We start from the raw sequence: 24,053 nt of genomic DNA on the forward strand, positions 1-24,053 counted from the left end.
GCTGAAGGCCTGATCGAAGTAATGGCTGCCTCCCGTGATCCGGGTTCGCGTGCCAAGATCGCGGTCCGCTCCAAGGACAAGCGCATCGACCCGCAAGGTGCTTGCATCGGCATGCGTGGTTCGCGTGTCCAGGCCGTATCCGGCGAGTTGGGCGGCGAGCGCGTGGACATCGTCCTGTGGGACGACAACCCGGCTCAGTTCGTGATCAACGCCATGTCGCCTGCTGAAGTGGCGGCAATTATCGTCGACGAAGATGCCCATGCCATGGACATCGCCGTTGGCGCAGACAATCTGGCTCAGGCCATCGGTCGCGGTGGTCAGAACGTGCGTCTGGCCAGCCAGTTGACCGGTTGGACCCTGAACGTGATGACCGAATCGGACATCCAGGCTAAGCAACAAGCTGAAACCGGCGACATCCTGCGCAACTTCATCGACGAGCTTGAAGTCGACGAAGAGCTGGCACAGGTGCTGGTGGATGAAGGCTTTACCAGCCTGGAAGAGATTGCCTACGTACCGGTGGAAGAAATGCTCAACATCGACGGCTTTGACGAGGAAATCGTCAACGAGCTTCGCGCTCGGGCCAAGGATCGTTTGTTGACCAAAGCTATCGCTACTGAGGAAAAGCTGGCAGACGCCCATCCGGCCGAAGACCTGCTCTCGCTTGAGGGTATGGACAAGGATTTGGCGATGGAACTGGCGGTGCGCGGCGTAATTACCCGCGAAGACCTGGCCGAGCAGTCTATTGACGACCTGCTCGACATCGACGGCATTGACGATGATCGTGCCGGCAAGTTGATCATGGCCGCCCGAGCCCACTGGTTCGAGTAATTAGGCGCGGCCTGAGGAGAGAAGTGCATGACGCAAGTCACGGTGAAACAACTGGCCGATGAGGTCAAAACACCGGTAGAGCGCCTGTTGCAGCAGATGCGTGAGGCAGGTCTGCCGCACACCGCCGCCGACGAAAATGTGACTGACAGTGAGAAGCAATCCCTGCTGACTCACTTGAAGAGCAGTCACAAGGCGAAAGTGGAAGAACCACGCAAGATCACGCTGCAGCGTAAAACCACCAGCACCCTTCGTGTGGCTGGTAGCAAGAGCATCAGCGTTGAAGTTCGCAAGAAGAAGGTTTTCGTACAGCGCAGCCCGGAAGAAATCGAAGCCGAGCGCAAGCGTGAACTGGATGAGCGTCGCGCAGTAGAAAATGCTGCTCGTCAGAAGGCTGAAGAAGAAGCCAAGCAACGCGCCGAAGAAGAAGCGCGTCGCCAGCCTGCTGCTGCGCAAACCGCTGCCAGCGACGCCGTTGCGGCACCGGCTGCAGTTGCCGAACCTGTTCGCGAAAGCGCACCGGTGGTAGCGGCTGCTCCTGCGCCGTCGGCTGACGTTCGCAACAAGCAGAACGAACAGCGCCGTCCGGACAAGCCACGTGCCGACGACAACAATCGTCGCAGCGGTGGCGGTGATGGCGAGCGCAAAAACGCTCCGCATCGCGCATCGGTCAAGGAAAAAGCCCCGGCGCCACGTGTGGCGCCACGCACTACCGACGAAGAAAGCGATGGCTTCCGTCGTGGTGGTCGCGGCAAGGCCAAGCTGAAGAAGCGCAACGCCCACGGTTTCCAGAGCCCGACCGGCCCTGTCGTGCGTGATGTGCAGATCGGCGAGACCATCACGGTTGGCGATCTCGCCAATCAGATGTCGGTCAAGGCGGCTGAAATCATCAAGTTCATGTTCAAACTGGGTACCCCAGCGACCATCAACCAGGTGCTTGATCAGGAAACTGCTCAACTGGTAGCTGAAGAACTGGGCCACAAAGTGACCCTGGTCAGCGACACTGCCCTGGAAGATTCCCTGGCCGAGTCCCTGAAGTTTGAAGGTGAGTCGTTCTCCCGTGCACCAGTCGTGACCGTAATGGGCCACGTTGACCACGGCAAGACCTCGCTGCTCGACTACATCCGTCGTGCCAAGGTAGCTGCTGGCGAGGCCGGCGGTATCACCCAGCATATCGGTGCCTACCACGTTGAAACCGATCGCGGCATGGTCACCTTCCTCGATACTCCGGGTCACGCCGCGTTTACCGCAATGCGTGCCCGTGGTGCCAAGGCGACCGATATCGTGATCCTCGTGGTTGCAGCGGACGACGGCGTGATGCCGCAAACCATCGAAGCGGTTCAGCATGCTCAGGCAGCTGGCGTGCCTCTGGTGGTTGCAGTGAACAAAATCGACAAGCCGGGCGCCGATCTCGATCGCATCCGCAGCGAACTGTCGGTTCACGGCGTGACTTCCGAAGACTGGGGTGGCGACACGCCATTCGTTCCGGTTTCGGCGAAGATGGGTACTGGCGTGGACGAGCTGCTTGAAGCCGTTCTGCTGCAGGCCGAAGTTCTCGAACTGAAGGCAACCCCATCGGCTCCTGGCCGTGGTGTCGTGGTTGAATCGCGTCTCGACAAGGGCCGTGGCCCGGTCGCAACCGTGCTGGTTCAGGACGGTACTCTGCGTCAAGGCGACATGGTTCTGGTCGGTTCGAACTATGGCCGCGTGCGTGCCATGCTCGACGAGAACGGCAAGCCAATCAAGGAAGCCGGTCCTTCCATCCCTGTCGAGATCCTCGGCCTGGACGGTACCCCGGACGCTGGCGACGAGATGAGCGTGGTTGCCGACGAGAAGAAAGCCCGTGAAGTGGCTCTGTTCCGTCAAGGCAAGTTCCGCGAAGTCAAACTGGCTCGCGCTCACGCTGGCAAGCTGGAAAACATCTTCGAGAACATGGGTCAGGCCGAGAAGAAGACGCTCAATATCGTCCTCAAATCCGACGTCCGTGGTTCGCTGGAAGCGTTGAACGGTGCCTTGAATGGCCTGGGCAACGACGAAGTCCAAGTGCGCGTAGTGGGTGGCGGTGTCGGTGGTATCACCGAGTCCGACGCCAACCTGGCACTGGCTTCCAACGCTGTACTGTTCGGCTTCAACGTGCGTGCCGATGCTGGCGCTCGCAAGATCGTCGAGCAGGAAGGTCTGGATATGCGTTACTACAACGTGATCTACGACATCATCGAAGACGTCAAGAAAGCCCTGACCGGCATGCTCGGCAGCGATGTTCGCGAGAACATCCTGGGTGTGGCCGAAGTGCGTGACGTGTTCCGTTCGCCGAAGTTTGGCGCGATCGCCGGTTGCATGGTGATCGAAGGTGTCGTGCACCGTAACCGTCCGATCCGCGTACTGCGTGAAGACATCGTTATCTTCGAAGGCGAGCTGGAATCCCTGCGCCGCTTCAAGGATGACGCTTCCGAAGTGCGTGCCGGCATGGAATGCGGTATCGGCGTGAAGAGCTACAACGACGTCAAAGTCGGCGACAAGATTGAAGTCTTCGAGAAGGTTCAGGTTGCTCGCAGCCTCTGACTCGCGCACTTCAAGGGCCACGATGCGCCGTAGCATGCAAATGCACGGCGCAGCGTCCGGACTCTAAACGCAACGCCCGGTCTGGCTTTTGTCAGGCCGGGCGTTTGCCGCTTTCAGACCTTGCGGGTTTCACCGCTGGGCAGTAACAGGTAACAAATCATGGCAAAAGAATACAGCCGTACCCAACGTATCGGCGATCAGATGCAGCGCGAGCTGGCTCAACTGATCCGTCGCGAAGTCAAAGACCCGCGCGTCGGCCTGGTCACCATCACCGCTGTGGAAGTGTCCCGTGATGTCGGTCACGCGAAGATTTTCATCACCGTGATGGGCCAGGACAACGCTGACGATATCGCGCAAAGCATCAAGGTGCTCAATGCCGCCGCAGGTTTCCTGCGCATGCAATTGGCCCGCGAGATGAAGCTACGCAGCGTGCCGCAATTGCATTTCCACTACGACGAATCTGTCGTGCGTGGCGCGCATCTGTCGGCGCTGATCGAGCGCGCCGTCGCTGAAGACAATCAGCACGTTGCCGCTCCTGCACCTGAAGACACCAAGGAGTAATTCGGTGGCTCAGGTCAAACGTATCCGTCGTAACGTCAGCGGCATCATCCTGCTCGACAAGCCGTTGGGATTCACTTCCAACGCCGCGTTGCAGAAGGTGCGCTGGCTGCTCAATGCCGAGAAGGCCGGGCACACCGGCAGCCTCGATCCGCTGGCCACCGGCGTATTGCCGCTGTGCTTCGGCGAGGCGACCAAGTTTTCGCAATACCTGCTCGATTCCGACAAGGGCTATGAGACCCTGGCGCAACTGGGCAAGACCACCACCACGGCCGATGCCGAAGGTGAGGTTTTGCGGGAGCGTCCGGTGACCGTTGGTCGCGCCGATATCGAAGCGGTTCTGCCGAAATTTCGCGGGCAAATCAGTCAGATACCGCCGATGTACTCGGCGCTCAAGCGTGATGGCCAGCCGCTGTACAAACTGGCACGTGCAGGCGAAGTAGTGGAGCGCGAACCGCGTTCTGTTACTATTGCGCGCTTGGAATTGCTGGCCTTCGAAGGCGATACTGCGCGTCTTGCGGTGGACTGCAGCAAGGGCACCTATATTCGCACCCTGGTAGAGGATATTGGTGAGCAACTCGGTTGTGGTGCGTACGTCGCAGAACTGCGTCGTACCCAGGCCGGGCCTTTCACCCTGGCGCAGACCGTGACCCTCGAAGAGCTGGAAGCGGTACATGCCGAAGGCGGCAACGAAGCGGTCGACCGCTTTCTGATGCCCTCGGACAGCGGCCTGCAGGATTGGCCGTTGCTGCACTTCTCGGAAGCAAGCGCGTTCTACTGGCTCAACGGCCAGCCGGTACGTGCCCCGGATGCACCGAAGTTCGGCATGGTACGAGTTCAGGATCACAATGGTCGCTTCATCGGTATCGGTGAAGTGAGCGAAGACGGGCGAATCGCGCCACGTCGCTTGATTCGGTCAGAATGACCGGAACCGGTCTGCGTAACAGCAGGCCGGCGAGTGTGGCTGTTAACAGGCATGGTCACTACTCATTTATAGATACAGGGATTTGTCCCTGGCCTGTTGAAGCTGTTTCCCTGAAACAGTTTCCTGATAAGGAAGGATTGCCTCATGGCTCTCGACGTTCAAGAAAAAGCTCAAATCGTTGCTGACTACCAGCAAGCTGTTGGTGACACTGGTTCGCCAGAAGTGCAAGTTGCACTGCTGACCCACAACATCAACAAACTGCAAGGTCACTTCAAGGCCAACGGTAAAGATCACCACTCCCGTCGTGGTCTGATCCGCATGGTTAACCAGCGTCGCAAGCTGCTGGACTACCTGAAAGGCAAGGACGTGAGCCGGTACGCCGCTCTGATCGCTCGCCTGGGTCTGCGTCGCTAATCAGCGATTGCGCTATGAGGTTGGTGGTCTGTCAGGCGTCAGCGGTTTTCCGCTGGCGTCTTGCAGGCTCCCAGCCTCAAGTTTTATCTGCAGCATGGCTTTACCCTGTAGCACCCGGACAATTGCCATCGGGCCGATTCCCGAGATTGCCCAAGAATTCGCAAGAAACCGTTTCCCCCAAGAGCCACAAAGAAGGTAGGACACCGTGAACCCGGTAATCAAAAAATTCCAGTTCGGTCAATCGACCGTTACCCTCGAGACAGGCCGTATCGCCCGTCAGGCCTCCGGCGCAGTATTGGTCACCGTTGACGACGACGTCAGCGTGTTGGTGACTGTTGTCGGTGCAAAGCAAGCCGATCCGGGCAAGGGCTTCTTCCCTCTGTCCGTCCACTACCAGGAAAAGACTTACGCTGCCGGTAAGATCCCTGGCGGTTTCTTCAAGCGTGAAGGCCGTCCTTCCGAGAAGGAAACCCTGACTTCCCGACTGATCGACCGTCCGATCCGTCCGCTGTTTCCTGAAGGCTTCATGAACGAAGTGCAGGTTGTCTGCACCGTCGTTTCCACCAGCAAGAAGACCGATCCGGACATCGCTGCGATGATCGGTACCTCGGCTGCCCTGGCCATTTCCGGCATTCCGTTCGACGGCCCGATCGGCGCCGCTCGCGTGGCCTTCCACGAAAGCACCGGCTACCTGCTGAACCCGACTTACGAACAGCAGGCCGCTTCGAGCCTGGACATGGTCGTTGCCGGTACCTCCGACGCCGTGCTGATGGTTGAATCGGAAGCCAAAGAGCTGACCGAAGACCAGATGCTGGGCGCGGTACTGTTCGCTCACGACGAATTCCAGGTTGTGATCAACGCTGTGAAAGAACTGGCTGCCGAAGCCGCCAAGCCAACCTGGAACTGGGCGCCACAGCCAGAAGCCACCGAACTGCTGGGCGCTATCCGTGCCGAGTTCGGCGAAGCGATCTCCCAGGCTTACACCATCACCATCAAGGCCGACCGCTACGCGCGTCTGGGCGAGCTGCGTGACCAGGTGGTTGCCAAGCTGTCCGGTGAAGAAGGCCAGCCTAGCGCTGCTGAAGTCAAAGCAGCCTTCGGCGAAATCGAATACCGCACCGTTCGCGAAAACATCGTCAACGGCAAGCCTCGTATCGACGGTCGCGACACCCGCACCGTACGTCCGCTGAACATCGAAGTCGGCGTTCTGCCGAAGACTCACGGTTCGGCGCTGTTCACCCGTGGCGAAACCCAGGCACTGGTTGTGGCAACACTGGGCACCGCCCGTGACGCGCAGCTGCTCGACACCCTGGAAGGCGAAAAGAAAGACCCGTTCATGCTGCACTACAACTTCCCGCCGTTCTCGGTGGGCGAGTGTGGTCGCATGGGTGGCGCCGGTCGTCGCGAAATCGGTCACGGCCGTCTGGCCCGTCGTTCGGTTTCGGCCATGCTGCCAGCCGCTGACGTGTTCCCATACACCATCCGCGTGGTCTCGGAAATCACCGAATCCAACGGTTCGAGCTCGATGGCTTCCGTGTGCGGCGCTTCCCTCGCACTGATGGATGCTGGTGTGCCGATGAAAGCACCGGTGGCCGGTATCGCCATGGGTCTGGTTAAAGAAGGCGAGAAGTTCGCCGTCCTGACCGACATCCTCGGCGACGAAGATCACCTGGGCGACATGGACTTCAAGGTAGCCGGTACCGCCAAAGGCGTTACTGCGCTGCAGATGGACATCAAGATCAAGGGCATCACCGAAGAGATCATGGAAATCGCTCTGGGCCAGGCCCTTGAAGCGCGCCTGAACATCCTCGGCCAGATGAACCAGATCATTGGCCAGTCGCGTACCGAGCTGTCGGCCAACGCTCCGACCATGATCGCGATGAAGATCGACACCGACAAGATCCGTGACGTTATCGGTAAAGGTGGCGCGACCATCCGTGCGATCTGCGAAGAAACCAAGGCTTCGATCGACATCGAAGACGACGGCTCGATCAAGATCTTCGGCGAAACCAAGGATGCCGCAGAGGCCGCGCGTCAGCGCGTTCTGAGCATCACCGCAGAAGCCGAGATCGGCAAGATCTACGTCGGCAAGGTTGAGCGCATCGTCGACTTCGGCGCGTTCGTCAACATCCTGCCGGGCAAGGACGGTCTGGTGCACATCTCGATGCTGAGCGACGCTCGCGTAGAAAAAGTCACCGATATCCTCAAAGAAGGCCAGGAAGTGGAAGTACTGGTACTGGACGTCGACAACCGCGGCCGTATCAAGCTGTCCATCAAAGACGTGGCAGCTGCCAAGGCATCGGGCGTTTAATCACCCCAAGGCTTTAGCGCAATGAAGATGCCCCCGCCGTGCAAACGGCGGGGGCATTTTTTTGCATGAAATAAAGAGCAAAAGATCGCAGCCTGCGGCAGCTCCTACGGGATCGGGTTCTCACCCGCTTGTGTATGAGCTGCCGCAGGCTGCGATCTTTGCTTTTGTGAAAACCGGTGCTAGCTTTAGCCCACCGCCCGTGTAGCTCAGCCGGTAGAGCAGCGCACTCGTAACGCGAAGGTCGCAGGTTCGATTCCTGTCTCGGGCAAAAAATTTTCGCCTTCGGTTTTATGCGTGGTGTTGGAGGTATTCGTTCAGTGCTTGACGTGTCAGATCATTCAACGACACATTTTGACGGGTTGCCGCCAGAGCCGCTGCTAAATGCAGATCGTGACCGATGCGAACATTGAACGATCCTTTGCATGGGATTTCAGGCTTCTGCCCGAGCTGCTGACAGGTTTGTAAATAGTCATCTACCGCCTCGCGAAAGGCTGCTTCCAGTTCAGCCACCGTTTGTCCTTCATAATTAACCAGCGCCCTGATGAAAAGGAGTTTTCCGAACAAGCACTTATCCTCGGTGCTTGCCTCAATAGAGCCAACATAGCCTTTGTAGTGCAGTTGGGAACTCATGGAATCAGTCCTCCTGTTTTCAGTTGCTCGATAATCTGGCGTCTTGCGTATGTTTTGATTTCATTTCCGGGATGTGGCTTGTGCAGGTTGATCATTGCGCGCGGATTCCCGTTGTCGAATTTGATCCTGCTACCGGATCCTTCCAGCTGAGAGTAACCAAGACGCCCCAACAGAGTGACAAGCTCGGACCATGTGAATGCGCTTTGGTCGTTGACTAGTTTGGCGAAAAGTTTTTCAGTCTTTGACATGCTGGCCTATGATTGCAACTGAATATAGTTGCCTGTTTTTGGGCGGTCAATGTGAAGGTTTCGTTCGCCTTGCCCTCAAAGGCGATGGCGAGGATTTATACGCAGTGAATTTCGCGCATGGAAACAGGAAACTGTAACCAAGCGCATACCACCCTTCATTTCATTCCCCCGGTTGCACTGGCTTGCGTCTCTGTTAGGATTCCTTCGTACCAGACAAGCAAGCACCGTTGTTTTCAGATGATCCACGAATGGTCCTGAAGGCCAGGAAAAAAACCGAGCTTCCAATGGCTTCCTGCGTCAGAGAGATCCTTGATGATCCAGATCCATCCTCCATTCTTAAGATCAGCGAGAACCCCATGACTGAATTGACCCAAGAGCAACGCCACGAACAAGCGCTGGAAAAATACCTTCTGGATGTGCCGGACCTGAAGGAAGAGATCAAGGACCTGAGTCCCGATGATCAGAAAGACCAGATCCAGTGGGCCTTCGAAGACGAAGCCGAAGCGCAGGGCTTGCAGCCGTGGGAGCTGACCCTCAAGTACACGAGTACGCCGGAGGAGTTCGAGGCCAAGCGCCTGGAACTGCATAAAGAGGCCGCCGAAGTGTTGGGTGTCGAGTGGGACGAGTATTGCGAGATGAACAATCTGGTGGTCTGAAACAAAAACGCCAGCCTCAACCGGGCTGGCGTTTTTTATTGCCCGCAGCCGTCAGAGACTCAGTCGCATCGACAGATCCACCGCTTTGACATCCTTGGTCATCGCACCGATCGAGATGTAATCCACGCCCGTTTCGGCGATTGGCAGCAGCGTGCTTTCGTTGATGCCGCCGCTGGCTTCCAGTTTCGCTTTGCCAGCGGTCAGCCGTACCGCTTCGCGCATGTCCTCCAGGCTCAGTTCGTCGAGCATGATGATGTCGGCGCCGGCTTCCAGCGCTTGCTTCAACTCTTCAAGACTTTCCACTTCGATTTCCACCGGTTTGCCCGGGGCGATCTTGTGCGCGGCGGCCACGGCTTCGGCAATGCCACCACTGGCGGCAATGTGGTTTTCCTTGATCAGGAAGGCGTCGTACAGACCGATGCGGTGGTTGTGGCAGCCGCCGCAGGTCACCGCGTATTTCTGCGCCAGACGCAGGCCGGGCAAGGTCTTGCGGGTGTCGAGCAATTTGACCTGAGTCTCGGCGACGAAGTCCGCCAGGTACTGTGCGCGCGTCGCCACACCGGAAAGCAGCTGCAGGAAGTTCAACGCGCTGCGTTCGCCCGTCAGCAGTGAGCGAGCCGGGCCTTCGAGGTGGAACAGCGGCTGATTGGCTTTGGCCCGTTGGCCATCGACTACCTGCCAATGCACCGCCACGCGCGGATCGAGCTGGCGAAAAACCCCATCGACCCACGCGGTGCCGCAAATGACGGCGTCGTCACGGGTGATGATGGTGGCTTTGGCCAGGCGTTCGGCCGGGATCAGTTGCGCGGTGATGTCGCCGCTGCCGACGTCTTCGAGCAACGCGCGGCGCACGTTGTTTTCAATTTCGGCGGTCAGATCGGCGAGACGTAGATTCGGCATAACGGACTCCACAAACAAAGTGGTTCGATTATAGGGGCAGGGTGCGAGCCAACCCAAGGCGAGAACGCGCGTGCGTGACTGCATCTGGTCGATTTTCCTGAGCCAAGTGCGTGGCGCGTGACGTATAGGGGAAACCCTGAGGCCTATAGCATCGCCGCCATCTTTTGCCAGATAATCCGCCTTGTATTTGACGTCATGGCTTTGACGAACGACTCCGCTGGGGCAGTGTCAAAGCGACGAACCGAATCACCGTTCCAGGAGGCTTGGATGCGCAACGACGGGAAAGTGGTGCCTTTGCACCGGGCGACTGCCGATCTGGCGGACCACTCGCCGCTCGCCCGCCTGCCGGTGATTTTGCTGCAGGTCCGCGACAAGGCTGCGCAGCAGCTGCGTCATGGTTTGCAGGAGCTGTTCGATAACGCCGACGACACGCTGTTCGAAATGGCCGATCGGGCGCGCAACGACGTCGATCAGAACATCTTTTTCGAAGCCATGCGCGACCTGCGCCTCAAGCGCAAGAACATCGAGCGCGGCTTTCTCGAACTGTTTTTCGAAGCCTTCGCCGGCCTCACTCAATACGATCCCGCCGCCAGCACTCTGCCGCACACGCTGGTGGTCGAACAATCGGCCCCGCGCACCGATGCCATGGAGCGTACCGTCGCTGTACAAACCATGGTCAGCCGCGTGCTCAAACGGGACGGCTTCGCCCTCGATCAACTGACCGCACGGTTCAGCTCGATGCTCGGCAAACGCCTTGAAGATCAGCACAATCCGCTGAGTCCGGCGATGCTTTGCGAGTACTTCCTGCAGGCCGGGCGTAACCTCGGCGTCGAGATCAAGGTCAAGCTGATCCTGCTCAAGCTGTTCGAACGCTACGTGCTGGCCGACACCGAGCAACTGTACGCCGAGGCCAATCAGTTGCTGCTCGCCACCGGCGTGTTGCCGCATCTGAAACCGGCTACGCCGCGTCGCGCCGTTGAGCGTGCGCAGACCGAGACCCTCGAAGAACTCGACGAGCCGCAGCAGGCCGACGAAGACGTGGAGGAAATGTTCGCAGCGTTGCAGCAGTTGCTCGCACATGTACGCGGTCGCGTCACACCAACTCTGGAACCAGGCGCCCCGGCGCATCCGATCAACACCCGGGACCTGCTGCGTTTGTTGTCGCACTTGCAGCAATACGTACCGGCGCTTGAGGCCCAGGAAGATTTCGATCTGCGCCATCAGCTCGAACAGTTGCTGACCCGGGTCAGCGTCAGGACCGGCAGATCCCGAGTGGTGGCGACCGCCGACGAAGATGTGATCAACCTGATCGCCATGGTCTTCGACTGCATTCTCGAGGATCGCAATGTGCCCGACGCGCTGAAGGCGCTGATTGCCCGATTGCAGATTCCGATGCTCAAGGTCGCCGTGCTCGACAAGAGTTTCTTCAGCCGCAGCACGCACCCGGCGCGGCGCCTGCTCAATGAAATCGCCGAAGCGGCGATGGGCTGGAGCGACTGTGACGGCGCTGAACGGGACAGCCTCTATGTGCGCATCGAGCAAGTGGTGCAGCGCTTGCTGAGCGATTTTGTCGATGACCCGGCAATCTTCTCCGAACTGCTCGCTGACTTCCTCGCTTTCACACAGGACGAACGCCGGCGCACCGAACTGCTCGAACAACGCCTGCGTGATGCCGAGGAAGGCCGGGCCAAAGCCGAGCTCGCTCAGCGGCGCGTCGAGCAGACTTTACAGCAGGCGATGCTGGGCAAAGTGCTGCCGGCCTCGGTGGTCGGTTTTGTGCAGCAGGCCTGGAGCAAAGTGCTGCTGCTGACCTGCCTCAAACATGGCGATCAGTCCGCCGAATGGCACGCCGATGTGCAGACCATGGAGCAATTGGTCTGGAGCGTGCAACGGCATGACGACGCCGAATCCAGTCTGCGCCTGCTGGCGCTGGTGCCGGGTTTGCTCAAGTCGCTGCGCGATGGCCTGAACAGCACGGCGTTCGACCCGTTCGCCACCAGTGAGTTTTTCGCTGAACTGGAGGCTCTGCACGTACGCGTGCTGGAGCGTTCCGACGATGCCGGTCATAGCACCACACCGCTGATCGAAGTTTCGCTGCAAACCTTGCAACAGACCGCCGACCAGCGCTCCGCCGCGCCGCCATCTCCACGCCTGCCACAGGATGACGTCAGTCTGCGTCAGGTCGAGCACTTGCGTGTGGGCAATTGGGTGGTGTTTGACGAAGACGACGATCAGACGCTGCGCTGCAAGCTTGCGGCGATCATCGACGAGACCGGCAAATACGTTTTCGTCGACCGTACCGGCATGAAAGTGCGGGAGCGCAGCCGCACCGAACTGGCGCTCGCGTTCAGCCGTGGCGCCGTGCGAGCGCTGGACGACACCTTGCTGTTCGACCGCGCCCTGGAGTCGGTGCTGGGCGATCTGCGGCGGCTCAATCGCGGCAAGTGATCGCGCGTCGGGGGCGGATCGCGGCATACTGGGCGCCAACATGGTCGGCGTTGAAGGAAACGGTATGCAGTTGGATCCCGCAAGCGGGTGGTGTCATGGCGTGCAGATCTGCCCGTCACCCAACTTCAATGAGCGCCCGGCGGGCGAAGTCTCCCTGTTGGTCATTCACAACATCAGCCTGCCGCCGGCGCAATTTGCTACGGGCAAGGTTCAGGAATTTTTCCAGAATCGTCTGGATGTCACCGAACACCCGTACTTTGCAGGCATCGCCGATCTGCGCGTGTCGGCGCATTTTCTGATCGAACGTGACGGCAAGGTCACCCAGTTTGTCTCTTGTCTTGCGCGGGCGTGGCATGCCGGCGTTTCGACGTTCGAAGGCCGCGAAACCTGTAACGATTTTTCCGTGGGCATCGAACTCGAAGGCACCGATGATCTGCCGTTCACCGATGAACAGTATCGGGCGCTGACTACGCTGACCCGACAGTTGCAGGCACGCTTTCCGGCGATCACCGACCAGCGTATCTGCGGACACAGCGATATCGCCCCGGGGCGCAAGACCGACCCGGGGCCGGCATTCGACTGGGCACGCTACCGCGCCGCCCTGGCAAAAGAGGAAGGACAATGAGTTTTCTGGTGTTACTGCTGGCGCTGTGGATCGAGAAGTTTTCGGCCCTGCGCCATCGGCTTCAACGCGACGGCGGATGGATCCGCGAATTGCACAAACTCGAAACCAGCGAGCGCCTGGCCAAACAACCGTGGCTGGTGCTGACGATTGTGGTGCTGTTTCCGGTGGCGTTACTGGCACTGTTGCTGCTGGTGCTGGAACCGGTCGCCTACGGGTTGCTGGCGCTGCCGGTGCATTTGCTGGTGGTGATTTACAGCCTCGGTCGTGGCGATCTGCTCGGCGGCCTCGGGCCATTTCGCGATGCCTGGCGCCGTGAAGATCTGCAAGCGGCCGCCCACGTGGCCAAGCGCGACCTGAACATCTGCGCCGACAGCGGCGAGCAGTTGCTCGAGCGGGTGCAGGGGCATCTGTTGTGGCAGGCCTATCAGAGTTTTTTCGCGGTGATCTTCTGGTATTTCCTCCTTGGCCCGGTGGCGGCATTGGCCTATCGGTTGTTGGCGCTGGCCGAAGTGCACGGCACTAACCCAGCGTTGGTCGAGCGTGCTGCGCAACTGCGCCATGCATTTGATTGGGTGCCGGTGCGCTTGCTCGCAGCGAGTCTGGCGCTGGTCGGCAACTTCGTCGCGGTCAGCCGGGTAATGCTGCATGAATTGCTCAACTGGAACATCAGCGCCGCGCAGTTGATCAACAAGGTCGGCCTGGCAGCCGGAGAGATCCCGCCGCCAGCGGTCGGCCCGGACGGCATCAACACCCTCGACTGCCTATGGGAATTGCTGCTGCGCGCGGCGGTGCTGTGGTATGCCGGGTTTGCCTTGTGGACTGTTATGGTTCACTGATTTCACTGCTTCAAAGCAAGATCAACAGATCGCAGCCTTCGGCAGCTCCTACCTGGAACGCATTTCCCTGTAGGAGCTGCCGCAGGCTGCGATCTTTTCGTTGTTAACCTTAAGTTACAAAACCTCCCGCCGATTTGCGCTATACAGAGATAGCGCCCGATAGTGGCTATCTGCTGTCGCCCGCGCCTGCCAATAAAAACAAGAAAAACCAAGGGAGACTTCCAGTGAAGAGCTTGCTCTATCCCGCCGTCTCGCTGATGAACCGTCTGAGCTTCGGCATGAAGTTCAGCCTGATCAGCGTGCTGTTCCTGGTGCCGATGCTGGTGACCAATTTCTATCTGGTGCGCGACTCCTATCGCGAATTCCAGGGCACCCGCGTTGAACTGCAGAGCCTCGACCTGCTGGGTAGCAGCCTGAGCCTGCGCCGCGATCTGGAAACCCTCAACAATCTGGTGCAGATCGACGTCACCCTCGGCCAGTCCGGCAAGGCAGGCACTGTCGAAGCGCAGATCCATACGCTGGAGCAGGCCGTACTCGCACGTCTCGAAGGGCTGACGGCGATGACCGAGGATCCCGAGCAGATCCAGCAGTTCGAGGCCAAGCGCGATGAAATGATCGCTGCGTTCAAGGCCCAGCAAGCGGAAAGCTCACTGCAGAGCAAAAGCGCGTTGATCGGCAAGTTGCTGGCCAGTGCGCAGATTTTCAGCCAGATCATTACCAGTCACGCCGGTCTGAGCCGCGATCACCAGAGCGACATTCGTCAGCTCAGCGAACTGGTGACGCTCATCACCCCGAGCGTGACGCAAACCCTTGGCGAAGGCCGGGCGATGGGTTCGTATTCGCTGGGCCTGGGCTTCCTCAACAGTTCCTCCAGCACGCGTTTTGACGAACTGCTGGTGCAGATCGAAAAACTTCAGGCCGAGTACGCCCTGAAACTGCAGGATGCCCTCGGCTCCAGTAACGCCGCGCGCGAGGCGCTCAGTGCCCAGGCCGACAGCAGCAAGGCCACGCTCAAGCAGGCGAGCGAACTGTTCGAAGAACAAGTGGTAATGGCCGACACCCTCGATGCGCCGTGGCAAGCGTTTTACGATCAGGTCACCGGCCTGATGGAAAACACTTACCTGCTCAATCAGGCCACGCTGAAATTTCTCGACGACCAGTTGCAGCAGCGCCTGGCGCAGAATCGCACGCACATGATTTTGCAGGCGTCGGCGTTATCGGTGGTGTTTGTATTGATTTTCTACCTTTATGGCGGCTTCTACGCTTCGACCCGCACCACCCTGAAAAGCCTGGGCGCGATGATGGACAAAGTCGCGGCCGGTGACATGACCGTCAACTTCAAGGCCAGCAGCCGTGATGAACTGGGCGAGTTGGGCGAGGTGTTCAACGGCACGGTGAAGAAGATTCACGACTTGATCGAACGCGTCGGCCACACCGTTGGTGAGGTCGAGCGTCAGGCCGGGCAGGTGGAGAGCGTTTCGGCGCAGAGCAATCAGGCGGTCGCCGGGCAACGCATGCAGATCGAACAAGTGGCGACGGCGATGAACCAGATGTCGGCGACTTCCATGGAAGTCGCCCGCAGCGCCGCCGCCGCGGTGAGCAGCGCCCACAGCGTCAACGACGAGACCCTCAGCGGTCGCGGCCTGGTGGAATCGCAGCAGGGCAGCATTGCCGCACTGGCCAGCGAGATCGATCAGTCGGTGCTGGTGATCAATCAACTGGCCAGTGACAGCCAGTCGATCAGCCGCGTGCTGGAAGTGATCAAAAGCATTGCCGAACAGACCAACCTGCTCGCACTCAACGCCGCAATCGAAGCAGCCCGGGCCGGTGAGCAGGGGCGCGGATTTGCAGTGGTTGCCGATGAAGTGCGCACGCTGGCCAAACGTACTCAGCAATCGACCGAAGAGATCGAGCAGATGATCGCCAGGCTGCATGGCGGCGTCGGCGCGGCGGTGAAGGCGATGGGCGTCAGCCATCAGATGGCCAACGGCACGGTGGGGCAGTCGGAGAAAGTCCAGCAGGCGCTGGAAAACATTCTTGGCGCGGTGGGCATGATCGTCGACCAGAACCAACAGATCGCCGCAGCCGTGGAACAGCAAACCGCAGTGGCCCATGACATCGACCAGAACATCGTCGAGATCAACCGCGCCGGCGAACGCACAGCGCAAGGCGCACACCAGACCGAAGACGCAAGTCGCGCGCTGTCGGCGCAGGTGGTTGAACTCAAACAACTGATCAGCGCGTTTCGCGTCTGAGCCTGACACCGTCCCCCTGTAGGAGCTGACGAGTGCAACGAGGCTGCGATCTTTTGATCTTCAAATGCAAAGTCAAAAGATCGCAGCCTCGTTGCACTCGTCAGCTCCTACATGGGCATGTGTTACCAGCCGAAGACTTCGCAGCAGTTGGCGGTGCTGACGTTGGCGAGTTGTTCTGGAGTGATATTCATCAGTTCGGCCAACGCCTCGCAAATCGCCGGCAAGTGCGCCGGGCTGTTGCGCTGGCCCGGGTACATGGCGGGCGCCATGTCCGGTGAGTCGGTTTCCAGCACCACTGACTCCAGCGGCAGTTCGGGCAGGACTCGATGCATGCGCAACGCCTGCGGCCAGGTTGGTGCGCCGCCCAGACCGAGTTTGAAACCGAGCTTGATGTATTCCCGCGCTTCTTCGCGGCTGCCGGCAAAAGCGTGGATGATGCCGGCGCGTTTGAGTTTGAAGCGCTTGAGGGTGGCGATCACCGCCGCGTGGCTGCGGCGTACGTGGATCAGCGCCGGCAACTCAAAGTCCGCCGCCAGTTGCAGCTGCGCGTCGAACAATGCCTGTTGCCGCTCGCGATTCAGGGTTTCGATGAAGTAATCCAGGCCGATCTCGCCCACCGCACACAGCTGTCGATGCCCGCGCAAGCGGGTCAGCCAATCACCCAGCGCGGTCAAATCTTCGGGACGATGCTGATCGAGGAACACCGGGTGCAGGCCGAAAGCCGCGTACAGTTCGGCATCGCCTTGCACCAGATCCCACACCCGTTGCCAGTTACCCTCATGCACGCCCAACACCACGATGCGTCGCACGCCGAGGGCGCGGCTCTCAGCCAGCAGCGCCGCGCGATCGGCGTCGAAGTCGGGAAAGTCGAGGTGAGTGTGGCTGTCGATCAGCTCCACGCTTCAGTCCCGGTGAATACGCTGCTTGAAGGTCCGCGCAATGGCTTGCACGCCCGGCTGGTAATCGTCCTGCTCGACCGCGGCCAGCGCCAGTTCCAGCGCCTTGTCGGCGATCAACTGGTGTTGCTGCGACATGGCGTTGACTGGCAGCGGCAGGAAGTCCAGCAGCTGCGTGTCGCCGAAGGTGCCGAGGCGCAGCGGTCGCGATTTAAGCGGGAAATCATGCAGCGCATCGAACACGCCCTGCAGCAGCACGTAGGACGTGGTCACCAGCGCATCAGGCAAATGTCCCAGGCGCTGCAGGAGTTCTTCCATCAATTGCTTGCCGCACTCGCGGCTGAACGACTCGGCGTGCTCGACCAGCACCTCGCCTTTGAAGTCTTTGAGAGCCTGGCGGAAACCGGCGGCACGTTCCTGGCTGATGCTCAGCTCCGGACGGGCGCCGAGCAGCACGATCTGCTTTGGCTGCGGATCGAGCAGGCTCTGGGTCAGGTGCAAACTGGCCTCGCGGTCGTCGCTGATGACCGAGCAGAAATGCGCCGGCTCCATGACCCGGTCGATGGCAATGATCGGCAAGCCCTTGGCCTGCAACTGGCGGTAACTGTCATCACCGGCCGGCAGGCAACTGGCAACGATCAACGCATCGCAACGTCGGGCGCGAAACAGCTGCAACAACTGCCGTTCACTGTCCGGCGCATCGTCGGAGCTGGCGATCAGCAATTGATAGCCGCGAGCCCGCGCGCCCTGTTCGAGCAACTTGGCGATCCGCGCGTAACTGGGGTTTTCCAGATCCGGCAGGATAAAACCCAAAGTGCGCGTGTGCCGGCTGCGCAGCCCGGCCGCTTGCGGATTGGGTGTAAAGCCGTGCTCCTCAACCACCGCGCGCACGCGCTCGACGGTCGCGCTGCTGATGCGTTGCTGTTCGGCCTTGCCGTTGATGACGTAGCTGGCGGTGGTCACGGACACTCCGGCCAACCGCGCGATATCACTGAGTTTCAACCCGGGATTTCCTTGTTTTTTCGAGCATGCCGCGACATTTTCGCCAATCCTACCCGATAAGGGCAGCCGACTTATTGCCAAGGCAGATCCGACCAGTTGGACTTCAAGGATGAGACATTATCGAGTAACGTGCCGATCAATCTAGATTAAACGTTTCAGCAAGCGTATTTTCTACGTTTTAGACGCCTTTGGCCGGTTCTGCCGTGAAACCGCCAAAACTGCCGCTGAAAAGCGCGGCAGAGCGCCTAAGCTGTGACCATTCAAAACAATACCTGGCGTTGTACCGCGCCAAAAGGAGATCGCATGCTCGAGCTCACTATAGAGCAGATATCCATGGGCCAGTCGGCCGTGGATAAACCCGCCGCCCTGCAACTGCTGGCCAGTCATCTGGTCGCCGACGGTCTGGTTGCCGATGGCTACCTCGCCGGCCTGCAGGCTCGGGAAGCCCAGGGCTCGACCTTTCTCGGTCAAGGCATCGCCATTCCCCACGGCACTCCGCAAACCCGTGATCAGGTGTTCGCCACCGGCGTACGGCTGATGCAGTTTCCCGACGGGGTCGATTGGGGTGATGGCCAGATCGTTTATCTGGCGATCGGCATTGCGGCGAAATCCGACGAACACCTGCGCCTGCTGCAACTGCTGACCCGCGCCCTCGGCGAGACCGATCTGGGCCAGGCCCTGCGTCGCGCCAACTCGCCCGAAGCGTTGCTGAAACTGCTGCAAGGCGCGCCGCAGGAACTGGCGCTGGATGCACAAATGATCGGCCTGGGCGTCTCGGCCGATGATTTCGAAGAACTGGTCTGGCGTGGCGCGCGTCTGCTGCGTCAGGCCGATTGCGTGAGCAACGGTTTTGCCGGCGTGTTGCAACAAGTTGAAGCGCTGCCACTGGGCGATGGCCTGTGGTGGCTGCACAGCGAGCAAACCGTGAAGCGTCCGGGGCTGGCGTTCGTCACTCCGGACAAACCGATGCGCTACCTTGGCCAGCCGCTCAGTGGCCTGTTCTGCCTGGCGAGTCTGGGCGAAGCGCATCAGGCACTGCTCGAGCGTTTGTGTGCACTGTTGATCGAAGGTCGCGGCCACGAATTGGGCCGCGCCACCAGCAGCCGTAAAGTCCTCGAAGTGCTCGGCGGTGAACTGCCGGCCGACTGGCCGAGCGCGCGCATCGCCCTGGCCAATGCCCACGGTTTGCATGCGCGTCCGGCGAAAATTCTCGCGCAGTTGGCGAAAAGCTTTGATGGCGAGATTCGCGTGCGCATCGTCGACAGCCAGGACAGCGCCGTGTCGGTGAAGAGCCTGAGCAAGCTGCTGAGCCTCGGCGCCCGTCGCGGTCAGGTGCTGGAGCTGATCGCCGAACCGAGCATCGCCGCCGATGCCTTGCCGGCGCTGCTCGCGGCGATTGAAGAAGGCCTTGGTGAAGAAGTCGAGCCGCTGCCGGCCGTGAGCCAGCAGCGCGAAGTGCTCGCCGATATTGCCGAAGTGCTGGTCGCCCCGCCCTCCGGCAGCCTGTTGCAGGCGATTCCCGCCGCACCGGGCATCGCCATCGGCCCGGCGCACATACAAGTGCAACAAGCCATTGATTACCCGTTGCGCGGCGAGTCCGCCGCGATTGAGCGCGAACGGCTAAAACAGGCACTGAGCGATGTGCGTAGCGACATTCAGGGCTTGATCGAGCGCAGCAAAGCCAAGGCGATTCGAGAGATTTTCATCACTCACCAGGAAATGCTCGACGACCCGGATCTGACCGACGAAGTCGACACCCGCCTCAAGCAAGGCGAAAGCGCCGAAGCGGCGTGGATGGCGGTGATCGAAGCGGCTGCCAAACAGCAGGAATCGCTGCAGGACGCTTTGCTCGCCGAACGTGCCGCCGATCTGCGCGACATCGGTCGCCGGGTGCTGGCGCAGTTGTGTGGTGTGCAAACCGCGAACGAACCTGAGCAACCCTACATTCTGGTGATGGACGAGGTCGGCCCGTCCGATGTGGCGCGGCTGGATCCGGTCCGCGTGGCCGGGATTCTCACTGCACGCGGTGGCGCCACCGCGCACAGCGCCATCGTCGCCCGCGCCCTCGGGATTCCGGCATTGGTCGGTGCGGGCGCGGCGGTGCTGTTGCTTGAGCCGGGTACACCGCTGTTGCTCGACGGTCAGCGTGGCCGTCTGCATGTCGACGCCGATGCCGCGACTCTGCAACGCGCCGCTGAAGAACGCGACACCCGCGAGCAGCGCCTGAAGATTGCCGCCGAACAACGCCATCAACCGGCGCACACCACTGACGGCCACGCCGTTGAAGTGTTCGCCAACATCGGCGAAAGCGCCGGTGTCACCAGCGCGGTGGAGCAGGGTGCCGAAGGCATCGGCCTGCTGCGCACCGAACTGATTTTCATGGCCCACCCGCAGGCGCCGGACGAAGCGACACAAGAAGCCGAATACCGTCGCGTCCTCGATGGGCTGGCCGGGCGGCCGCTGGTGGTGCGTACCCTGGACGTCGGCGGCGACAAACCGTTGCCGTATTGGCCGATTGCCAAGGAAGAAAACCCGTTCCTCGGCGTGCGCGGTATTCGCCTGACCTTGCAGCGTCCGCAGATCATGGAAGCGCAACTGCGCGCCTTGCTGCGTTCGGCCGACAATCGGCCGCTGCGGATCATGTTCCCGATGGTCGGCAGCGTCGAAGAATGGCGCCAGGCCCGCGACATGACCGAACGCCTGCGCGAGGAAATCCCGGTCGCCGATCTGCAACTGGGGATCATGATCGAAGTCCCGTCCGCCGCATTGCTTGCGCCGGTGCTGGCCAGGGAAGTCGACTTCTTCAGCGTCGGCACCAATGACCTCACGCAATACACCCTGGCCATCGACCGTGGTCACCCGACGCTTTCCGCCCAGGCCGATGGCCTGCATCCGGCGGTTCTGCAACTGATCGACATCACCGTGCGCGCGGCCCATGCCCATGGCAAATGGGTCGGTGTCTGCGGCGAGCTGGCGGCCGATCCGCTGGCGGTGCCGGTGCTGGTCGGCCTTGGTGTCGACGAACTCAGCGTGTCCGGTCGCAGCATTGCGGAGGTGAAAGCACGCATCCGCGAACTCAGCCTGACCCAAGCGCAAACCCTCGCTCAACAGGCCCTGGCCGTGGGCAGCGCGAATGAAGTGCGCGCATTAGTGGAGGCCCTGTAATGGCCAAGATTCTCACCCTGACCCTCAACCCGGCGCTCGACCTCACTGTCGAGCTGTCACGGCTGGACGCCGGTCAGGTCAATCGCAGCGACGAGATGCACACCCACGCTGCGGGCAAAGGCGTCAACGTCGCCCAGGTGCTGGCGGATCTCGGCCATCAGGTCACGGTCAGCGGCTTTCTCGGTGAAGACAATCTGCAAGCCTTCGAAACCCTGTTCGCCAAGCGCGATTTCGTCGACGCGTTCATCCGCGTGCCGGGCGAGACGCGCAGTAACATCAAGGTTGCCGAGCAGGACGGACGCATCACCGACATCAATGGCCCGGGCCCGGTGGTCGATGCAGATGCGCAGCAAGCGTTGCTTGATCGCCTGCTGCAGATCGCACCGGGCCACGATGCGGTGGTGGTTGCCGGCAGTTTGCCGCGCGGCGTCACTGCGCAGTGGCTGCGTGAGCTGATCGAGAAACTCAATGCGCTCGGCTTGAAAGTCGCCCTCGATTCCAGCGGCGACGCCTTGCGCGCCGCGTTGCAGGCCAGCCCCTGGCTGATCAAACCGAATACCGAGGAGCTGGCTCACGCACTCGGTTGCGAAGTGGTCTCGCCCATCGCCGAAGCGCAGGCCGCCGCGCGTTTGCATGCTCAGGGCATCGAGCACGTGGTGATTTCCCACGGCGCCGACGGGGTGAACTGGTTCAGTGTCGGCTCGGCCCTGCACGCCACACCACCGAAGGTCAGCGTGGCCAGCACGGTCGGTGCCGGCGATTCATTGCTGGCCGGTATGCTCCACGGTCTGCTCAGTGCCGACACACCCGAGCAGACCCTGCGCACCGCCACCGCGATTGCAGCGATGGCGGTGACCCAGATCGGTTTTGGCATCAACGACGCTGCGCAACTGGCGCAGCTCGAACAGGGCGTGCGCGTGCGCCCCCTGACAGAACAATAAGAGGGTTTGTCATGAAGTTAGCCATTGTTACGGCTTGCCCGAACGGCATGGTCACCAGTGTGCTGTGCGCGCGTCTGCTTGACGCAGCGGCGCAGCGTCAGAGCTGGAGCACCAGCGTGGAAGTGGTCGATCCGGCGCACCCGGAACGCGAATTGTCGGCGGCGACCATCGAAGCCGCCGAGTGGGTGTTGCTGGTCAGCACCGGCGCGGTGGACATGTCCCGTTTCGTCGGCAAGCGCGTGTTCCGGATTGCTCCGGCGCAGGCGTTGCAGGATGTCGAAGCGGTGCTGCGGCGCGGTGCTGAAGAAGCTCAAGTCTATGTTGCCGGGGAGGTTGAAGCGGCTGTCGATGCGCCGCGTGCGCCACGCATTGTTGCGGTTACCGCTTGCCCGACCGGGGTGGCCCACACGTTCATGGCGGCTGAAGCTTTACAGCAAACCGCCAAGCGCCTGGGCTATGAATTGCAGGTCGAAACCCAAGGCTCGGTGGGCGCGAAAACTCCGCTCAGCGCAACCGCCATCGCTGAGGCCGATGTGGTGCTGCTGGCGGCGGATATAGACGTCGCCACCGAGCGTTTCGCTGGCAAGAAGATCTATCGCTGCGGCACCGGGGTTGCGCTGAAACAGTCCGAAGCCACCCTGAAAAAGGCCTTGGCCGAAGGCACTGAAGAAAGCGCGGCAAGCGCTGGCAAGGCCCCGGCCAAATCGGAGAAAACCGGGATCTACAAACACTTGCTGACCGGTGTCTCGTACATGCTGCCAATGGTGGTAGCGGGTGGGTTGCTGATCGCGCTGTCGTTCGTCTTCGGCATCACTGCTTTCAAAGAAGAAGGCACGCTGGCGGCGGCACTGATGCAGATCGGCGGGGAAACCGCGTTCAAGTTGATGGTGCCGCTGCTGGCCGGGTACATCGCCTACTCGATTGCCGACCGTCCGGGCCTTGCGCCGGGGATGATCGGTGGCTTGCTGGCGGGCACCTTGGGCGCCGGGTTCATCGGCGGGATCATTGCCGGTTTCATCGCCGGTTACGCTGCCAAAGCCATCGCCCGCTATGTGAAGTTGCCGCAAAGCCTGGAAGCGTTGAAACCGATTCTGATCATCCCTTTGCTGGCCAGTCTGGTCACTGGCCTGGTGATGATTTACGTGGTCGGCAAACCGGTCGCCGGCATGCTCGCCGCGCTCACCCAGTTCCTCGACAGCATGGGCACCACCAACGCGATTCTGCTCGGCGTGTTGCTTGGCGGCATGATGTGCGTCGACCTCGGCGGGCCGATCAACAAGGCTGCGTATGCGTTCTCGGTGGGCCTGCTGGCCTCGCAGAGTTATGCACCGATGGCCGCGACCATGGCCGCCGGTATGGTGCCGCCGATCGGCCTGGGCATCGCCACCTTCATCGCCCGGCGCAAGTTTGCCCAGACCGAACGCGAGGCCGGTAAGGCGGCATTCGTGCTGGGTCTGTGCTTCATCTCCGAAGGTGCGATTCCGTTTGCTGCGAAAGATCCGCTGCGGGTGATTCCGGCGAGCATCGCCGGCGGTGCGCTGACCGGTGCGCTGTCGATGTATTTCGGCTGCAAGCTGATGGCGCCGCACGGTGGCTTGTTCGTGCTGGCGATTCCCAATGCGATCAACCATGCGCTGTTGTATCTGCTGGCGATTGTTGCGGGGAGTCTGGTCACGGCGGTGGTGTATGCGTTGTTCAAGCGGCCTGAGGCTGTCGAGTTGGCAGTCGAACCCGTCAACGCCTGACACCCCGCCCAACCGTGTGGGAGCGAGCCTGCTCGCGAAAGCAGAGTGTCAGCTGAAGGTGTGGTAGCTGGCAGGACGCCTTCGCGAGCAGGCTCGCTCCCACAGGAGTCT

The 24,053-nt window shown here is 60.7% G+C and carries 19 protein-coding genes and 1 tRNA gene; 15 read left to right on the forward strand and 5 right to left on the reverse strand.

All coding sequences use genetic code 11. From position 1 onward, the window contains the following. The 7 genes from VNV36_RS15090 to VNV36_RS15120 form a co-directional block, all read left to right on the forward strand. Positions 1-828, forward strand: an 828-nt coding sequence (locus tag VNV36_RS15090; RefSeq protein WP_325718458.1) for a transcription termination/antitermination protein NusA, incomplete at its 5' end; no start/stop codon positions are given. Positions 829-855: 27 nt separating this feature from the next. Beyond that, positions 856-3,387 (forward strand): translation initiation factor IF-2, encoded by a 2,532-nt coding sequence (infB, locus tag VNV36_RS15095; protein WP_325718459.1) that lies wholly within the window; start codon positions 856-858, stop codon positions 3,385-3,387. Positions 3,388-3,546: 159 nt separating this feature from the next. Then, entirely contained in the window at positions 3,547-3,948 is a 402-nt protein-coding gene (rbfA, locus tag VNV36_RS15100; RefSeq protein ID WP_325718460.1) for a 30S ribosome-binding factor RbfA, read from the forward strand. Positions 3,949-3,952: 4 nt separating this feature from the next. Next, on the forward strand, positions 3,953-4,870 hold the full coding sequence (truB, locus tag VNV36_RS15105; protein WP_325718461.1) for a tRNA pseudouridine(55) synthase TruB: 918 nt from the start codon (positions 3,953-3,955) through the stop codon (positions 4,868-4,870). Positions 4,871-5,014: 144 nt separating this feature from the next. Continuing rightward, positions 5,015-5,284, forward strand: a complete 270-nt coding sequence (gene rpsO / locus VNV36_RS15110) for a 30S ribosomal protein S15 (protein WP_325718462.1) — start codon at positions 5,015-5,017, stop codon at positions 5,282-5,284. Between the two features lie 205 nt (positions 5,285-5,489). Beyond that, positions 5,490-7,595: a polyribonucleotide nucleotidyltransferase gene (gene pnp, locus VNV36_RS15115; RefSeq protein WP_116657710.1), complete on the forward strand. Its 2,106-nt coding sequence runs from the start codon at positions 5,490-5,492 to the stop codon at positions 7,593-7,595. Positions 7,596-7,790: 195 nt separating this feature from the next. After that, positions 7,791-7,863: transfer RNA gene (locus VNV36_RS15120), tRNA-Thr, on the forward strand. Between the two features lie 20 nt (positions 7,864-7,883). Here the strand turns inward: VNV36_RS15120 and VNV36_RS15125 are convergent. Then, on the reverse strand, positions 7,884-8,225 hold the full coding sequence (locus tag VNV36_RS15125) for a type II toxin-antitoxin system HicB family antitoxin (protein ID WP_056782875.1): 342 nt from the start codon (positions 8,223-8,225) through the stop codon (positions 7,884-7,886). Next, positions 8,222-8,473 (reverse strand): type II toxin-antitoxin system HicA family toxin, encoded by a 252-nt coding sequence (locus VNV36_RS15130; RefSeq protein WP_325718463.1) that lies wholly within the window; start codon positions 8,471-8,473, stop codon positions 8,222-8,224. Before VNV36_RS15130 ends, VNV36_RS15125 begins: the two co-directional genes overlap by 4 nt. Positions 8,474-8,829: 356 nt before the next feature. Here VNV36_RS15130 and VNV36_RS15135 point away from each other — a divergent pair, with 356 nt between their 5' ends. Next, positions 8,830-9,129 (forward strand): DUF6388 family protein, encoded by a 300-nt coding sequence (locus VNV36_RS15135; RefSeq protein ID WP_325718464.1) that lies wholly within the window; start codon positions 8,830-8,832, stop codon positions 9,127-9,129. 51 nt (positions 9,130-9,180) lie between these two features. Here the strand turns inward: VNV36_RS15135 and nadC are convergent, their stop codons facing one another. After that, positions 9,181-10,029, reverse strand: a complete 849-nt coding sequence (gene nadC, locus VNV36_RS15140; RefSeq protein WP_325718465.1) for a carboxylating nicotinate-nucleotide diphosphorylase — start codon at positions 10,027-10,029, stop codon at positions 9,181-9,183. Positions 10,030-10,296: 267 nt separating this feature from the next. Here nadC and VNV36_RS15145 point away from each other — a divergent pair, with 267 nt between their 5' ends. The 4 genes from VNV36_RS15145 (at position 10,297) to VNV36_RS25925 (ending at position 16,193) form a co-directional block, all read left to right on the forward strand. Then, positions 10,297-12,477, forward strand: a complete 2,181-nt coding sequence (locus tag VNV36_RS15145; RefSeq protein ID WP_325718466.1) for a DUF1631 domain-containing protein — start codon at positions 10,297-10,299, stop codon at positions 12,475-12,477. A gap of 64 nt (positions 12,478-12,541) precedes the next feature. After that, entirely contained in the window at positions 12,542-13,102 is a 561-nt protein-coding gene (gene ampD / locus VNV36_RS15150) for a 1,6-anhydro-N-acetylmuramyl-L-alanine amidase AmpD (protein ID WP_325718467.1), read from the forward strand. Continuing rightward, complete coding sequence (gene ampE, locus VNV36_RS15155; protein WP_325718468.1) at positions 13,099-13,938, forward strand: regulatory signaling modulator protein AmpE; 840 nt, start codon at positions 13,099-13,101, stop codon at positions 13,936-13,938. Before ampD ends, ampE begins: the two co-directional genes overlap by 4 nt. A gap of 224 nt (positions 13,939-14,162) precedes the next feature. Continuing rightward, a complete protein-coding gene (locus tag VNV36_RS25925; RefSeq protein WP_325718469.1) occupies positions 14,163-16,193 on the forward strand; it encodes a methyl-accepting chemotaxis protein in 2,031 nt (676 codons plus the stop codon). A 122-nt stretch (positions 16,194-16,315) separates the two neighbouring features. Here VNV36_RS25925 and VNV36_RS15165 read toward each other — a convergent pair whose 3' ends face one another. Both VNV36_RS15165 and cra read right to left on the reverse strand, forming a co-directional pair. Further along, positions 16,316-17,092, reverse strand: coding sequence for a TatD family hydrolase (locus tag VNV36_RS15165; RefSeq protein ID WP_325718470.1), 777 nt, complete (start codon positions 17,090-17,092; stop codon positions 16,316-16,318). A gap of 3 nt (positions 17,093-17,095) precedes the next feature. Beyond that, entirely contained in the window at positions 17,096-18,091 is a 996-nt protein-coding gene (gene cra / locus VNV36_RS15170) for a catabolite repressor/activator (protein WP_325718471.1), read from the reverse strand. 303 nt (positions 18,092-18,394) lie between these two features. Here cra and ptsP point away from each other — a divergent pair, with 303 nt between their 5' ends. Genes ptsP through VNV36_RS15185 form a run of 3 tightly spaced genes read left to right on the forward strand, consistent with a single transcriptional unit; the run spans position 18,395 to position 23,942 of the window. Beyond that, positions 18,395-21,256, forward strand: a complete 2,862-nt coding sequence (gene ptsP / locus VNV36_RS15175) for a phosphoenolpyruvate--protein phosphotransferase (protein ID WP_325718472.1) — start codon at positions 18,395-18,397, stop codon at positions 21,254-21,256. Then, on the forward strand, positions 21,256-22,197 hold the full coding sequence (pfkB, locus tag VNV36_RS15180; protein WP_325718473.1) for a 1-phosphofructokinase: 942 nt from the start codon (positions 21,256-21,258) through the stop codon (positions 22,195-22,197). Before ptsP ends, pfkB begins: the two co-directional genes overlap by 1 nt. 11 nt (positions 22,198-22,208) lie before the next feature. Then, positions 22,209-23,942 carry a PTS fructose-like transporter subunit IIB gene (locus VNV36_RS15185; RefSeq protein WP_325718474.1) on the forward strand — a complete coding sequence of 578 codons (1,734 nt, stop codon included), beginning with the start codon at positions 22,209-22,211 and terminating at the stop codon, positions 23,940-23,942. Positions 23,943-24,053: the final 111 nt, after the last annotated feature.

This window comes from Pseudomonas sp., assembly GCF_035554175.1.
In the GTDB taxonomy this organism is placed as follows: Bacteria; Pseudomonadota; Gammaproteobacteria; order Pseudomonadales; family Pseudomonadaceae; genus Aquipseudomonas.